The sequence below is a fragment of the Brevibacillus invocatus genome (assembly GCF_003710915.1).
GTDB lineage: Bacteria > Bacillota > Bacilli > Brevibacillales > Brevibacillaceae > Brevibacillus > Brevibacillus invocatus.
Genome location: NZ_RHHR01000003.1, coordinates 24933 through 40904, shown reverse-complemented (window position 1 = coordinate 40904; position 15972 = coordinate 24933). Strand labels below are relative to the sequence as shown.

The 15972-nt window shown below is 50.4% G+C and carries 14 protein-coding genes and 1 tRNA gene; 12 read left to right on the top strand and 3 right to left on the bottom strand.

The genetic code is table 11. The features are described from left to right. Positions 1–123: 123 nt before the first annotated feature. Positions 124–891 carry a tetratricopeptide repeat protein gene (locus EDM52_RS01000; protein ID WP_122907175.1) on the top strand — a complete coding sequence of 256 codons (768 nt, stop codon included), beginning with the start codon at positions 124–126 and terminating at the stop codon, positions 889–891. A gap of 323 nt (positions 892–1214) precedes the next feature. Then, positions 1215–2186: a tRNA modification radical SAM protein MnmL/YtqA gene (mnmL, locus tag EDM52_RS00995; protein ID WP_057133843.1), complete on the top strand. Its 972-nt coding sequence runs from the start codon at positions 1215–1217 to the stop codon at positions 2184–2186. A gap of 120 nt (positions 2187–2306) precedes the next feature. Here the strand turns inward: mnmL and EDM52_RS00990 are convergent, their stop codons facing one another. Further along, positions 2307–3044 carry a glycerophosphodiester phosphodiesterase gene (locus EDM52_RS00990; protein ID WP_057133893.1) on the bottom strand — a complete coding sequence of 246 codons (738 nt, stop codon included), beginning with the start codon at positions 3042–3044 and terminating at the stop codon, positions 2307–2309. Positions 3045–3139: 95 nt separating this feature from the next. Continuing rightward, on the bottom strand, positions 3140–3223 hold the full coding sequence (locus EDM52_RS25585; protein WP_122907174.1) for a YjcZ family sporulation protein: 84 nt from the start codon (positions 3221–3223) through the stop codon (positions 3140–3142). Positions 3224–3387: 164 nt separating this feature from the next. On the opposite strand from EDM52_RS25585, the gene ablB reads away from it, so the two are divergent. Further along, positions 3388–4233, top strand: a complete 846-nt coding sequence (ablB, locus tag EDM52_RS00980) for a putative beta-lysine N-acetyltransferase (protein ID WP_122907173.1) — start codon at positions 3388–3390, stop codon at positions 4231–4233. Between the two features lie 14 nt (positions 4234–4247). On the opposite strand, the gene EDM52_RS00975 is transcribed toward ablB, so the two are convergent. Next, the gene (locus EDM52_RS00975) at positions 4248–5792 is read right to left on the bottom strand and encodes a PucR family transcriptional regulator (protein ID WP_122907172.1); all 1545 of its coding nucleotides are present in this window, start codon (positions 5790–5792) and stop codon (positions 4248–4250) included. Between the two features lie 142 nt (positions 5793–5934). On the opposite strand from EDM52_RS00975, the gene EDM52_RS00970 reads away from it, so the two are divergent. From EDM52_RS00970 to EDM52_RS00930, 9 genes are all read left to right on the top strand, one after another. Beyond that, a complete protein-coding gene (locus EDM52_RS00970) occupies positions 5935–7287 on the top strand; it encodes an aspartate aminotransferase family protein (protein ID WP_122907171.1) in 1353 nt (450 codons plus the stop codon). Between the two features lie 14 nt (positions 7288–7301). Next, complete coding sequence (locus tag EDM52_RS00965) at positions 7302–7994, top strand: 3-oxoacid CoA-transferase subunit A (RefSeq protein ID WP_122907170.1); 693 nt, start codon at positions 7302–7304, stop codon at positions 7992–7994. Beyond that, a complete protein-coding gene (locus tag EDM52_RS00960) occupies positions 7976–8653 on the top strand; it encodes a 3-oxoacid CoA-transferase subunit B (RefSeq protein WP_122907169.1) in 678 nt (225 codons plus the stop codon). Before EDM52_RS00965 ends, EDM52_RS00960 begins: the two co-directional genes overlap by 19 nt. Before the next feature lie 67 nt (positions 8654–8720). Continuing rightward, on the top strand, positions 8721–9992 hold the full coding sequence (locus tag EDM52_RS00955) for a peptidase (protein WP_122907168.1): 1272 nt from the start codon (positions 8721–8723) through the stop codon (positions 9990–9992). A 53-nt stretch (positions 9993–10045) separates the two neighbouring features. Beyond that, positions 10046–11464 (top strand): aldehyde dehydrogenase family protein, encoded by a 1419-nt coding sequence (locus tag EDM52_RS00950; protein WP_245996414.1) that lies wholly within the window; start codon positions 10046–10048, stop codon positions 11462–11464. 119 nt (positions 11465–11583) lie between these two features. After that, positions 11584–11672 (top strand) — tRNA-Ser (locus EDM52_RS00945). A 174-nt stretch (positions 11673–11846) separates the two neighbouring features. Next, positions 11847–13028, top strand: coding sequence for an aminotransferase-like domain-containing protein (locus tag EDM52_RS00940; RefSeq protein WP_122907167.1), 1182 nt, complete (start codon positions 11847–11849; stop codon positions 13026–13028). Between the two features lie 25 nt (positions 13029–13053). After that, the gene (locus tag EDM52_RS00935) at positions 13054–14001 is read left to right on the top strand and encodes an MBL fold metallo-hydrolase (protein ID WP_122907166.1); all 948 of its coding nucleotides are present in this window, start codon (positions 13054–13056) and stop codon (positions 13999–14001) included. Between the two features lie 355 nt (positions 14002–14356). Next, a complete protein-coding gene (locus EDM52_RS00930; RefSeq protein WP_122907165.1) occupies positions 14357–15925 on the top strand; it encodes an acyl-CoA synthetase in 1569 nt (522 codons plus the stop codon). The last annotated feature ends 47 nt before the right edge of the window (positions 15926–15972 follow it).

Sequence of the window (15972 nt, the reverse complement as noted above, 5' to 3'; positions counted from 1 at the left end):
TGGTTAATCTGCCTGAATAAGCATCGATAGAGAATTTCTCAAGGAAGATCTGTTTCTTGTAGACGAGCTACCAGCTGAGAGCATTTGGTATCATCAAATACCTACAAAACGAAGGGGTGCGCTATGAGACGAATCACGTTATCCATGATCTTACTCGCATTGGTTATCACGATTGTTGGCTGTTCTCCGAAGGGCGATCCGAAAGAGACCTTGGAAGCATACTACGCAAATATCATAAACGAGGACTACAAAGCTGCTTACGCTATGCTTTTAGAGTCGGACAAGCAAGCCACGACGAGAGATGAGTTCGTTCAGTTTATGGAACTCAATGAGCAGTTAACAAAACTAAAAAAAGTTGAGGTCAAACAAGCTGAAAAGAACGGCGATACCGTCGTGTTTGATGTTATCGAGAATGGTCATGACGCTATCGAGAACAAGGATAAAGCTGCCACGGTCAAACGCTCGGTAACAGTGGAAAATGGCGAGTGGAAGGTAGCGGCAGAGGGACCGTACAAAAACATGATTGCGGACCGTATGGCCTGGATCGGAAATATGTATTTAAACGGGACCGGCGGCAAGACACTTAATCTGAACACTGCCGTCACTTGGTTCGAAGATGCGCTCGAGCAGGATCCTTCGTATTATCGCGCAAATTATGGACTAGCTGCAGCTTTAACGAAATTGCAGCTGTACGAAGAGGCTATAACTTATGCTCAAAAATACGTGGACGCTTCAAAGGACAATAAAGAGAAGTCAAGCGGTTTGAATATTTTAGGTATCTGCTACGATGTTACCGGGGAGCGCGAGAAAGCGAAAGAGGCATTTCAAAAAGCCGTCGAGCTGAATCCGGAAAACAAATCTGCGCAAAACAACCTGAATCAGTTCAAATAACTAGTTACTTAAAATCCATTTGAACAGCATTGCGGATCGCATGAAATAAAACAAGTCCTTCATCCCCCTGGGTATGCCAGACAAACATTTGGGCATTCAGGGGGATTTTCGTTTGGAGTTGACTGCCAACCCTTGCCCAGCTTTCCTCGGATTTTTACTGGAACCAAGGAACACAGGTTTGGTATAATGACTTGATGGTCGAACATAACATGATTCATTATCGGGAGCCAGGGAGATTCAATAAGCCTTGGTAGGCCCGCAGCGGCAGCTAGCAGAACAGTGGCTATGCGGACACAACAGCTGCGCGAGGAGGGAGCAATACGATGAGTACGACAAGCAAAGAAACGAACAACGATACTCCACTCTTGTGGGGAGACAAACGTTATCATACATGGAACTACCATTTGCGAGGCACCTTTCAGGAGAAAATCTTCAAGGTGCCTCTTGATGGAGGCTTTAGCTGCCCCAATCGGGATGGCAAGGTCGCTACAGGAGGATGTACCTTCTGCAGTGCCCGAGGTTCAGGGGACTTCGCCGGAGACCGACGCATGGATTTGGAGCGCCAGTTTCATGATGTGAAAAACAGGATGCATGAAAAATGGCCACAAGCCAAATATCTTGGATTTTTCCAGGCCTACACCAATACGTATGCACCTGTAGAAGAACTGCGTGAAATGTATGAGGTCATCCTGAAGCAAGAAGGTGTAGTCGGCCTATCGATCGCTACGCGGCCCGATTGCCTGCCTGACGAGGTCGTAGAGTACCTGGCGGAGCTGAACGAGCGCACCTATTTGTGGGTGGAGCTGGGACTGCAGACGATCCATGAGCACACAGCGCAATTGATTAACCGGGCACATGATTATCAATGCTATCTGGATGCTGTGGAGAAGCTGCGTAAGCACAACATTCGCATCTGCTCGCACATCATTTACGGCCTTCCTGGGGAAACACACGAAGAAATGATGCAGACCGCCAATGCAGTCGCTCATCTCGACGTGCAGGGGATTAAGATTCACTTGCTTCATCTGTTGCGCAAAACGCCGATGGTGAAACAATATGAAGCTGGTTTGCTCGATTTCCTGTCTCAGGAGGAGTATACGAATCTGGTTGCAGACACGTTGGAGATTCTGCCGCCTGAAATGATTGTGCATCGCGTGACTGGCGACGGACCGCCGGATTTGTTGATCGGACCGATGTGGAGCCGCAAGAAGTGGGAAGTGCTGAACGGTATCGATGCAGAATTGAAGCGCCGTAATAGCTGGCAAGGGAAGTTTTATGTCCCTGATGCCAATTAAACGGAGCAAAAAGAAATAGCTTTCCTGTTTGCCTGCTTGCTGGGCAATGAGGAGAGCTATTTTTCTTATGGAGCGCCATAAACATGGCGGCCGAAAGCATCCCGGCAGCGGAATTCGATGTTACTGCACGCGCAGACTTCTAGCTACCTTCCGTGCTCGCCCCGGGTAGTTGGTGATGATCCCGTCTACTCCCATTCGGAAGGACTCTTTCATCTCACGTTCGTTGTTAACAGTCCAGGCGATGACGGGAAATCCGTGCTCGTGTGCTTGTTTGACCAAATCAGGACTCAGCTGGTCCAGGGGTACATGAAGCTCATCCGTCTGGTAACGCGTGGCGATGTCCCAAGGTGCTGGAAGTGATCCGACATAGAGCAGAGCAGTAGCCTGGAAGGGGTCCAGTTCCTTGATTCGGGCCAGGCTGTCAAAATTGAAGGATGAGATCACGGTCCTTTCAGAAAGTTGATAGCGTCGAATGAGTTCAATGAGTTTTTCTTCCAGCTGAGGCTGTGGATAGAGCAAATTTTTCATTTCAATGCTAAAGCAGAGGGAAGAATCTGAAAACTGTTGAAAAACCTCACGCAAGGTTGGGATGCGTGCTTTCGGCAAATGCTGGGGGGAGTCCTTATCCGCTCGAAATTGGCGCAGCTCACTCAGGGTGTGGTGGCTGACAAGTCCGGAGCCGTTGGTGGTTCGGTCAAGGCGATGGTCGTGGATGACGACAACCTTGCCATCTTTCGTCAATTGCACATCACATTCAATTCCATCTGCTCGTTTTTTTACAGCAGCCTGGAAGGATTCCATGGTATTTTCCGGATATTGACCGGAGGCGCCACGATGGGCATAAATGATGGGGGACATCTGAGGCTTCCTCCTTTCAAGTGCGTATGCCTCTCTACATGCATATGTAAAAAGCCCCTCAATACCACAAATGGAGAGGGGCCTTGCCAAAAGTATTAGTTGATCGCACATAAGACGATCACCAGAAGGACGAATAAAACTAAGACTAGCGCGAAATCGTTGCTGCTATTGAAACTCATCTCAACCCCCCTCCTCCCAACCAGACAGTTGATTCATACTATGTTGAAAGCGTGAATATGGCCCTCAACGATTACCTAGAACGGTTTTGTACAGAGTGGCGGATGACGTCACACACAGATCCGCTACAATGAGAAGTAGAAGTACCGGAAGGGGGAGGCTTGAGATGTTGGAAATGACGGAAATGATCAAAACAGGAGATTTGGTACTGGATCGCCAAAACAAGCGTGTTAAACTCCATGTGTACGATCGTCAGCACATCAATGAATTAGATCAAATGCTTCGTCAACAGGCTGTAGAAACGGATGCTTCCAAGGTAATCGTTTACGCGAAAAAAGAGGACGTAGAAGCGTGGCAAGCGCTTGGCTACCGACACGAAGGCACCATCGAGGGTTTTTTTCATGGAGAGAATGCGCACATGCTCTCTTTCTATATGACGGAGGAGCGGGCAACCTCGGTTGCACCACAGCTGGCAGAGGAGTTCCTGGCACTCAGCTTGTCCAAGGCGGGAAGTAGTATCACAAAGGAGCTGCCTCCCGGTTACAGCATGCGTGAAGCAACTGAAGCAGATGCGGACGAGCTGGCACGTCTATATGCGCTTGTATTTGCGACCTATCCGACACCGATGGATGATCCAGCATATATTCGCGAAACGATGAAGGAAGGGACCCGTTATTTTGTCGTAGAAGAGCAAGGGAAAATTGCTTGCGCGGCATCTGCTGAAGTGTCCACTCGCTTTGGCTCGGCTGAAATGACAGACTGTGCGACTCACCCAGATCATGCTGGAAAGGGCTTGCTCCAGCCCCTTTTTCTAGAGCTGGAGCAAAGGATGGAAGACCAAGGGATCTATTATTTGTATACGCTGACACGGGCGCAATCGGCCGGCATGAATGTGACGGCAGCCAAGATGGGCTATCAATACCGGGGCAGACTCATCAACAATTGCACCATTTTTTCCGGTTTTGAGGACATGAATATTTGGGTCAAGCCACTGCGTCCTACCAAGAACTGATTAGCGGGGGCGGGCTACGACTGAGGGGGGTATAAATGCTGTTGGAGACGTCGAGCCATCAAGGCCAGATGAAGCTGCCAGCGCTGATGGGCATCCTCCAGGCGGCAGCCCGTTTTATCTTCAATCTGTGTGATCCGATATTTGAGCGTATGGCGATGAATAAAGAGAGCCTGGGAGGTTTGCAAGCCGTTTCCATTATGCTGCAAATAGACGTCCAAAGTCTCCAGCAGCTGCTGATTGTGCTTGGTGTCGTAGCGGATCAGAGGATCCAGCAATGGCTTCCACAAACCCATCAGGCTTTCTTGACTGCGATGATACGGGAAGAGAAATTGATAGCCCTGCATCTCGCTGTATCGCAATAACGACGGAGATACGGCGAGAAATGGGTAAGCTTGCAAGGCAAACAAGGCTTGTTCAGCCGCGCGATTGACATCGGTCAGCTGTTCGCAGGGATTGCTGACACCTATATGGACAGGCTGTTCAGGATGGAGCTGTGCCCAGCGTGAAGCAAACTGCTCCAGAAGCAGGAGGCTCGTCCGATCATCCGGAAAGACGAAATACAAGCTGTGAGGTCGCTCACGGAGCAGGTAGGAGCGCTGCTGACGGTCACACAGACGTCGCATCAACGTGATCGCGTTCTGATGAAGCTCGCTTGCTGCAAAGGCATCTGTGACATCAACCCTGACGGCTGCAACCAGATGCCTGCCATGCAGTGGGTATCCAAGCATGCGGCAGCGGCTCTCCAGCTCTGATTCGTTCATTTCTTTGCCGTTGAGCAGCTCTTCAACAAAATCACCTTTCAGTCTCCACTCCGTAGCAGATACGGCACGTTCCTTTACATATTCCAGGGCACACAATGTAGCTGCGTGCTGCAGGGCCACGTCATCGAGCTCTTTCCACAATTGCTTTGGCTTGGTAAGAGTCAGGCTGCCGAAGTGCTCCCGGCTGGCACGTATCGCTACTGCATGTGCACTTTCCTTTTCTTCTTCTGCTTGATCGAGTGGGCGATTGCCGTGTTGCACCACTTCAAACCCCAGTGCATCCACGAGTTTCACCGCACCACCCGTCAGCTTGGCCAGCTCCTTGACGATGGCCGCCAATCCACCTTTGGACAGAGCAGCTTCGATCATTTGATTATGAATGGCTTGAGAATAGGCCAATGTCTCGAACTGGCGATTCATGATCGGCTGCAGAATGGCTTTGGTAATGGTAGAGAAATTGATCTCTACAGGTATTTCGATGAGTGGCAGTCGATAATAGTCCGCCTGCCTGACGAATTCTTCCGGAATCTCGCGCAAGTAAAAACCTGTATGGATAGCAACGCCGCTCAGATTTTGCTTCGCCAGAGAAGGAATGAAGGAGGCTAAACGTTTTTCGTCGCCATCCAGGCCAAATCCTGTCGTGATCAGGAATTCTCCTTCCTGCAGGCGGCTGGGGTCTTCAAGCACCTCTACGATCGTCACCCAGCGAATCGGATTACCCAGTCCGCCTGCCCCGGCGATCAGTCTCGTCTGCACCATATCAGGCAGTTGCAAAGCCTCGCGAATGGTAATTGACATACGTAACCTTCCTCCTCTCGAAAGCTCATTATACAAAATGTACAAAAGATTTCGCCACTTGACCATGTTTTTTTGCCAGCCAGTCGGATGGCTATCTTGCCACTCTCAGATAGGATGGAAGGAGAAGGAGAGGTGGCTAGTCATGACAAGAAGCTATGTAATCAAGCCTGAATTGGGTAAGACATATCCGTTTATCTCTCGTGGGAAAGGAATTTATTTGTTCGATCAGGAGGGAAAACGCTACATCGATGGTTGTGGAGGAGCAGTGACAGCTAGTATCGGTCACGCAGTCGATGAAGTGGCTGAGGCCATGTACGCGCAAGCCAAAGAAGTATCGTTTGCTTACCGTTCTCATTTTAGCAGTGACGCTGTAGAGGAATTGGGAGCGAAGCTGGCTGAATGGGCACCTGGGTCCCTCAATTGGAGCTTTTTTGTCAGCAGCGGTTCGGAAGCGACAGAGACCGCACAAAAAATCGCGATTCAATACTGGCAGGAAAAAGGGAGACCAACAAAAAATCGGATCATCTCCCGCTGGATGAGCTACCACGGTATCACGATGGGAGCACTCTCCATGTCTGGGCATGTGCTTCGCCGCAAACGCTTTGTGCCGCTGCTGGAGGATTATCCAGCGATTACTGGACCGTATCCTTACCGTCGCCCGGAAGGCATCAGCCTGGAGGATTATGCACTTCAGTGTGCGAATGAGTTGGAGACGGCGATAAAACGTGTCGGGTCCGAACAGGTTGCTGCGTTTATCGCTGAACCGATTATTGGAGCTTCCGGTGGGGCAGTAGTGCCGCCGGATGGTTATTTTCAGAGAATTCGAGAAATATGTGATCAGTACGAGGTGCTGTTTATCGCGGATGAAGTAATGACAGGAGTAGGCCGTACCGGTAAAGCATTTGGGATCGACCACTGGGGCGTAGTGCCAGACCTGATGACCCTCGGAAAAGGGATGAGCGCCGGCTATACGCCAATGGCGGCGACCATCGTATCCGACGAGATCATCGAGACAATTAGCAAGGGCAGCGGTCTGATCATGGCTGGACACACATACAGCGCCAATCCGCAGTCTGCGGCAGTCTCCCTCGCTGTGTTGAAATACGTCGAGAAGCATCAGCTGATTGAAAAATCCGCCCAGCAGGGAGCTTATCTGCTTTCACGCATGGAGCAGCTGGCAGAGGAAATTCCGCTGATCGGGGATACACGCGGTCTTGGATTGCTCTGTGGGATGGAATTCGTAAAAAACAAGGATACCAAAGAGCCGTTCCCGCTTTCGGCAGGTGTCGCTTCACAAGTGATCGCAAAGGCATTTGAAAAAGGGTTGCTCGTCTACCCAGCCATAGGAGGTTTGGATGGGGTTGCAGGCGATTCCATCATCCTTTCGCCACCGCTGACGATCACGACTGAGGAGATCGATGAGCTGATCCATATTTTGCGTGACGCCATCCTCGCCGTGCAGCAGGAGCTACAAGAGAAAGCCTTGATCGGATAGAAGGAGGAGTCATCATGACCACCCGATTTGAGAAAGTCATATCCTTAGAAGAAGCTACAGCCTATTTTCACGACGGAATGACCCTGCTCGCAGGTGGTTTTGGCGGGGTAGGAAATCCTCCTACCCTTGTTCAAGCCATACTGGACAAAGGCATTCGCGATATCACCCTGATCAGCAACGATACAGCTTTTCCCTGGATCGGGATCGGGAAGCTGGTGACGGAGAAACGAGTCAAAAAGGTCATTGCTTCCCACATCGGTTCCAATCCCAACGCGGGTGCTCAAATGACTGCCGGTGAGCTGGAGGTAGAATTTTGCCCGCAAGGAATTCTGGCCGAGCGTGTGCGAGCTGGTGGAGTCGGACTTGGAGGTATTTTGTCCGATGTCGGTATCGGGACGATTGCCGAAAAAGGCAAGCAGAAGATCAGCCTGAACGGGAAGGAATATTTGCTGGAAACGCCAATTACGGCGGAAGTAGCGATTGTTCATGCCAAAAAAGCTGATCGCTTTGGAAATCTCGTCTTTGATACAAGTGCTCGCAACTTTAATCCGCTGGTGGCAATGGCGGGCGATATCACCATTGTGGAAGCGGACGAAATCGTGGAGATTGGCGAGCTTTCACCGGAAGAGATCGTAACACCAGGCGTATTCGTGAACTATATCGTGCAAAGCAAAGGGGTGAATTGGCAATGGGCGTGGGAGAAGTAAAAGAAACGGAAGGATATCGCGAGCGGATTGCTCGTCGTGCAGCCCAGGAGATCGAAGACGGGATGATTATCAATCTCGGCATCGGAATCCCGACGCTGGTTGCTGATTTTATTCCAGCGGAGAAACGCGTGATGTTCCATGCGGAGAACGGCATTCTTGGTACAGGGCCAAGTCCGGCAAAAGGAGAAGAAAACGCGATGCTGTGCAATGCTGGTGGTTTTCCCGTCACGCTGGCGCAAGGTGCCTCCTTCTTTGACAGTGCCACTGCATTTGCCATCATTCGCAGAGGTCTGTTGGACATGACGATTCTCGGTGTGCTCGAAGTCAGTCAAAACGGTGATATCGCCAACTGGATCGTTCCTGGAAAGCGTGTACCGGGCATGGGCGGAGCCATGGAGCTTGCGCAAAAGGCGAAGAAGGTGCTGGTCGTAACGACGCATCTGGACAAGAACGGCAGATCCAAAATCGTCCGCGATTGTTCTCTGCCGCTGACAGCTCAGCATGCCGCAGACCTGATTATAACCGATATGGCAGTGATGGAGGTCTTGCCAGACGGTCTTTATTTGCGTGAGGTAATGTACCCGTACTGTGTAGCTGATGTGATCGGAGCTACAGGGGCAGAGTTGAAAATCGAGGGAGATGTTGCGGTCTTCCGCTAGGCATGTCCAGCATAGGATGAATACAAAAGGACAAGTCCGAATAATCCATAGGCAGGAGGATGAATCAATGACCAAATGGCAATCGCTCATCCATGAGCAGTTACGCAAAGAGCGGGACGAGGCTATTACGCTGCTGCAGGAGTGGGTGCGCCACGCAAGCGTGTCCGGCGCGGAGAAATCCATCCAGGAGTCTATTGCGAGCAGACTGGCGACAATGGGACTGGATGTCGATCTGTGGGTGATGGGTGGCGATGAACTCGTACGGCATCCCTATTTTGTCTCGCCTCGTCTAACATTCGAGGAAAGTCCTAATGTGGTTGGTGTCTGGAAGGGTACAGGGGGTGGACGCTCGATTATTTTGAATGGACATGTCGATGTCGTCCCCGAGGGTGACGAAGCACAGTGGACACATCCTCCATTCAGCGGGGAAGTCGTGGATGGCAAGCTGTTTGGACGTGGCGCAACAGATATGAAGGGTGGAAACTTGTCATCCCTGTTGGCTATCCAGGTTTTGCAGGCGCTTGGCGTCAAGCTGAAGGGAGATGTCATCTTCCAGAGCGTGGTCGAAGAAGAGAGCGGTGGGGCAGGCACACTGGCAACCATCCTGCGCGGCTACAAGGCAGATGCTGCTTTGATCCCTGAGCCGACCAATATGAAAATTTTCCCGAAACAACAAGGGTCCATGTGGTTCAGGCTGTTGGTGAAGGGACGCTCTGCCCATGGCGGAACCCGCTATGAAGGGGTAAGTGCTATTGAGAAAAGCCTGCTGGTCGTACAGGCAGTCGGACAGCTGGAAAAAGAGCGTAACGACCGGATGACTGACCCCTTGTATGCCAAGCTGCCGATTCCGATTCCGATCAACATCGGGGTGATCGAAGGGGGCAAGTGGCCGTCTTCCGTAGCTGATTTGGTCAAGCTGGAAGGGCGTATGGGCGTGGCGCCGGGTGAGCAGATGGACGATGCCAAGGCGGAAATGGAAGCAGCATTGAGAGGTCTTGCCGAGATCGATCCGTGGTTTGCTGAAAATCCTGTGGAGCTGGAATGGTACGGGGCACGTTGGGTACCAGGCTCCGTGGAGGAGGATCACCCCTTGATGGAAATCCTGCATAAGCAATTTGTGGCAACGACTGGTCAGCGAGCCGTAGTGGAAGCCTCTCCTTGGGGAACGGATGGTGGACTCCTGACAGCATTGGCCGATACGCCATCCATTGTGGTAGGTCCTGGTGTCACACAGGTTGCACACTACCCCAACGAATATATTGTGCTGGATGACATTTTCCATTGTGCGGAGATTTTTGCCTTGACCTTGATCGAGTGGTGCGAAGTTTCAGAATTGTAGGCAAACTGGATACGTTTGGACCCGATAGCCCAATCAGCTAGGAGGATTCGCTTGTGAAAAAAGCATGTTATATCGGCGGGCAGTGGATGTACGCCACTGAGTATGCCCCTCTTTACGCACCTTACAGTGGCAACGAGATTGCCCAAATATCCTTGGCGGATGAAAGGCTCGTAGAACAGGCGATAACAGCAGCACAAAAAGCAACTCCCCTGATGCGCAGGATGCCCGCCTATCAGCGAGCCTCCCTATTGGAAAGAATCTCGATCCTGATGGGTGAGAGAATGGAAGAAGCGGCGAGGATGATCGCCCTGGAAGCAGGAAAACCCATCAAGACAGCGAGAGGAGAGGTCATTCGTACCATACAAACCTACAAATTCGCAGCCGAGGAAGCGAAGCGCCTGCACGGTGAGACAATCCCTATGGATGCTGCTGTAGGGGGAGAGGGGCGTGTGGCGTATACGGTTCGAGAGCCCTTGGGCGTCATCGGAGCCATCACGCCCTTCAACTTTCCCATGAATCTCGTCGCCCACAAGGTAGGACCTGCCTTAGCTGCAGGAAACACGGTAGTTCTGAAGCCCGCCTCGCAGACACCACTGTCTGCCTTATTTTTGGCCGAGATAGCCGAGCAAGCAGGGGTGCCAGCAGGTGCGCTGAATATCGTGACAGGCAGTGGAAGCAGCGTGGGTGATCTGCTTGTCAAGGACCCGCGAATAAAAGCTATTACCTTTACAGGAAGCCCTTCAGTCGGTATGGATATACGGAATCGTGCTGGCTTGAAAAGGGTGACGTTGGAGCTAGGTTCTAATTCTGCTGTCATTGTAGATCGCGATGTCCATTTAGAAGAGGTCATTCCCCGTTGTATTTTTGGTGCCTTTGCCTATTCTGGACAGGTGTGCATATCTGTACAGAAAATTTATGTGGTCAAAGAGCTGTACGAGCCGTTTGTCAGCCGTTTTGTCACAGAAACTCGAAGGCTTCGGGGAGGAGATTCTCTGTCCGAGGATGCGGACTATTCAGCGATGATCCATCCCAATGAGACTCAGCGAGTGCTCTCTTGGGTCGAGGAAGCCGCCTTGCAGGGTGCCAGAATAGAGTGTGGAGGAGCATGTGAAGGGCGCATGCTGCAGCCGACAGTCATGACTGGCGTTCCTGAAGATGCGAAACTATCTTGTCAGGAAGTGTTCGGTCCTGTCGTCCTGATCAATCCGGTTGATTCTGTTCAGCATGCCATCGAGCTGGTCAACGATTCGCGCTATGGGTTGCAGGCTGGAGTCTACACGAATCATCTGGGTACGGCCATGCTGGCTGCTGATGAGCTTCATGTAGGTGGTGTCATGATTAACGACATTCCTACATTCCGAGTAGACCATATGCCGTATGGCGGGGTCAAAGAGAGTGGCATGGGGCGTGAAGGTGTCAAATACGCGATGGAAGAGCTGACAGAATGCAAGCTTGTTGTGATGAAGAAATAGCGAATCAGGTTTCCGTTTTTCTGGCGTTGTGCCAGCTTCAGACAACGCCAGAAAAATGTAGAAAAATAGTTGCATGGAATCTAGCGGGTGTGCTATAGTAAATCTTGTCTTGAAAACGTGGAGGGATACCGAAGTGGTCATAACGGGGCGGTCTTGAAAACCGTTAGGCGGCAACGTCACGGGGGTTCGAATCCCTCTCCCTCCGCCATAAAGAATAATACGAACAGCGAGTAGACCTGATCTACTCGCTTTTTTACGTCTTTTTCGACGTCCTGGTCAGGTTCACAAGTAGATAATTGACATTGCGTCATATTTATTCTACAGTTAAACCATGCCTATGTCAGACAATTACAAATAAAATGAACAAAAGGGGAGTTCTAGCATGGACTATCGCTTTGCAGATCGCGTTAAAATGTTCAAATCATCCGCAATCCGCGAGATATCTGAAATTATCGCAAAGGGTAATGACGTGATTTCTTTCGCAGGTGGCTTCCCTTACGAGCCTTACTTTCCTCAAGCTGAACTGGAACAGGCTTTTGATAAGGTTTTTGCATCCGGCAAGTCTTCCTTGCAGTATGGGATGACTTCAGGCTTTATGCCATTACGTGAAAAAATCAGCGAGCGAGTGAAAGCCAAGGGCATCCAAGCAGCACCAGTAGAAGTGCTTTTGACAACGGGTTCTCAGCAATCGATCGATCTTTTCAGCAGAATCATGCTCTCCCCTGGGGATGTCGTGCTGACTGAAAACCCAACCTTCCTGGCAGCTGTTCAGGCATTCGAATCCTATGAAGCCAAGGTTATCGGCGTGCAAAGCGACAAAGATGGAATGGATCCTGAGGACCTCGCCAAAAAGCTGAAAGAATACAAGCCGAAGTTTATTTATGTCGTACCAACCTTCTCGAATCCTGAAGGAAAAGTGTGGAGCAATGAACGTCGTGTGGCCTTGCTGAAGCTGGCAGAAGAGCACAATACCTTGATTTTGGAAGATGATCCGTACGGTGAGCTGCAGTTCAATGCCGAAGAGACCTACACACCCATCGCTGCGATGGATACGGAAAAGAAATATGTGATTTATACCAGCTCCTTTTCCAAAACGGTGGTGCCTTCCTTACGTGTAGGATGGGTGACAGGACCCCAGCCAATCATGAAGGTGCTGACTCAAATCAAAGAGGCTGCAGATCTCATGTCCAGCCCGTTAAATCAACAAGCGCTGTATCATCTACTCAATGATTTTGATCTGGATGGGCACATCCGCATGCTTTGCCAGCAGTACCACCAGCACATGCTGGTCATGCAGGATTATCTGAAAAAGCTGGATTCGTGCAAATGGGTTGAACCCAAAGGTGGCATGTTCATCTGGTTAGAGGTTGACGAGAATATTCATGCCACGGAATTATTGACGAAGGCCGTTCCTCACGGGGTTGCCTTTATTCCGGGAGCGCCGTTCTATGTAGATTCCCCTCGTCAAAATACGATGCGGCTGAATTTCACCAACTCCAATCCAGAGAGAATTAAATTGGGGATGGAACGGTTGACCGAAGCATTCCAACAAGCGATGAAATAAACGAGCAGATGGGAAGGTAGAAGAGATGGAACAATTTGGCATTTATCAGGTATCGATCCCCCTCCCGATTTGGAACGACAGCGTACATTGCTATCTTGCCCGAACAGAAGGGAAATGGGTGGTTGTCGACACTGGAATTAATGGACATGTCACTCAAGAGACGTGGGAAGCGGCTTTTACGAAGCATGGCATCTCGCCTGGCCATGATATCTCCCGCATCTATCTCACGCATCACCACGCCGATCACTTCGGATTTGCAGGGGTCATGCAGGAATGGACGAATGCCCCCTTGTATCTCAGTGATCGGGAGGAGGAATTGTCCCGCTTTACCTGGAGCGAGGAAGGGTTTTCCACCTTTTATCGAAGCTGTGGTCTGCCAGAAGCCATGGTCAGCGAGCTGGTAGGCAACCCTACAGCCTCTGTAAAGCCGATCACCCCGTACCCTCAGATGCTTGAACGGATTGAGGCCGGAGATCAATTCCAGATCGGTGAGCTGAATTTCGAAGCGATGCTCATGCCGGGACATACGCCGGGACACATCTGCTATTACAATGCCGACGAAAAAATTCTGATTTCAGGCGATCATTTTACCAAAGAGACGATCCCGTATATATCCTATCACGGGTACGGAGATGAAAATCCGCTGGCAACGTTTCTGACTACATTGCGGAAGATGCAGGAAATGGAGATTTCGCAAGTATGGCCAGGGCATGGCCCCGTTTTTCATGACGCACAGGAACGCATCGAGGAATTGGTCCAGCATTACCAAGCTCGGATGGCTATTGTGATGGACCACGCAAAAGGGGAAAAGACTGCTTACCAATTAGCGGAGAGCTTGTTCCAGAAAGAGCTACCCACTTTTAATCAGTGGATTATCTTGGGGGAAACCAATGCCTATTTGCGCTATTTGGTAGGGCAAGGGGAGTTAGAAGGATTCGAATCAAATGGCATTTTATACTATAAGAAGAAATGATGAAGGAATAGCCATACTTTACATATAGACCCAAATCTTCGCCTGGTGCTGGTGCAACAAATGGGGATCTTTTGACGACAACGCTCTGCGGTGTCGTCATTTTATTAATCAGACTGCTTTACACACTCATTCGAGAGTAAATCCCTGATCTTCCCTCTATAACCAGCAGATTCAATGTCGATGGTAGAGGGCAAATGAGATATCCTGTACGTAAGGACTTGATTCTTGGGGCCTGCGGCAGCTTCAAACCTAGCAGAGGAGGTTGCCGCTTTTTTTTGCTTATTATTGTCAGAATATACACATTAAACCGAATAATCGATTATAATAGAATCAATACAAGTAAGGAGGCATGTAGATGACCGAAATCCAGCGGGCAAGGCGAAATACGTTAGGGGACATTCTTCGCAGAAGTCGTGGGCGCTACCCAGACAAGACAGCGCTGCAATTTGAAGAAGAAGTGCTTACATACCGTGAATTGGATCAATTGGTCAATCAGACTGCGCATGCTGTAATCAGCAGAGGGTTGAAAAAAGGAGACCGCGCTGCAGTGCTTTCTCGCAATTCTATGGATTTTGCCATCCTCAACTTTGCCCTTGCGAAAGCAGGAGTCATCATGGTGCCGATCAACTACATGCTGAATGCGGATGATGTCGCATTTATCTTGGGGCATTCCGAGGCAAACGCGTGCTTCGTCGCTCCAGAATTTCTGTCCGTAGCCCAAGAAGCGCTTCGACAAACAGGGATTACTCCGGGGCTGCTCTCTCTGATCTCTAATCCTGCGCTTCAGAAGGGAGAGTGGATTCCCTTCCGCGAGATGATTAGCAACGAAGCGAGCGAGGAGCCAGAAGTAGAACTGGAGGATGACGATATCGCGCAGATATTGTACACCAGTGGTACGGAATCCAAGCCAAAAGGCGTGATGCTGACACATAAAAGCATCATTACCGAGTATGTCAGCACCATTATCGATGGCGGAATGACAGAAGAGGATGTAGCAATTCATGCTCTGCCTCTTTTTCATAGTGCGCAGCTTCATTGCTTTCTTGGACCGTATATCTATTTGGGGGGAAGCGGAATCATTCTGGAGCAGGCAACACCTGGACTGATGCTGGCAACCGTAGAAAAGCATCAGGCAACACAATTGTTTTGCCCTCCGACGGTCTGGATTGCCTTGCTTCGTTCGCCTGATTTTGCCACGCGTGATATAAGCTCTTTGAAAAAATGCTATTATGGGGCAGCTATCATGCCGGTAGAGATTCTCAAAGAGCTCGGGGAACGACTCCCTGGAGCGCAGTTCTACAACTTCTACGGACAGACGGAGGTAGCGCCGCTGGCTACCGTGCTGAAGCCTGGGGAGCAGATTCGAAAGGCAGGCTCTGCTGGGAAGCCAGCGCTTAATGTAGAGACGAAAATCATGGATGATGACGGAAACGAAGTCGCGCGAGGAGAAATCGGAGAAATCGTTCATCGTACAAGTCACGCCATGCTTGGCTATTACCGCGACCCCGAAAAGACGCAAGCGGCTTTCGAAGGCGGGTGGTTTCATAGCGGTGATTTGGGAATCATGGATGAGGAAGGCTTTATTACCGTCGTCGATCGGAAGAAGGACATGATCAAGTCCGGCGGGGAGAACATCGCCAGCAGGGAAATCGAAGAAATGATCTATCAGCATCCCAAGGTCTCCGAGGTAGCTGTCATCGGGGTGCCGCATCCGTACTGGATCGAGGCTGTCACGGCTGTTGTAGTTCCAAAGGTTGGCGAGGTCGTAACCTCCGAGGAACTGCTGGATTTCTGCAAAGAGAGGCTCTCCTCGTTCAAAACACCAAAATATGTCGTGATTGCCGAGAACCTGCCTCGCAATCCGAGTGGAAAGATCCTGAAGCGGGAGCTGCGTTTACGCTACGAAGTCCTCGCCTCACAATAATCGTAACTCCATCATTAAAAAGAGAACCCGCTTCGGTCAACTGTGCC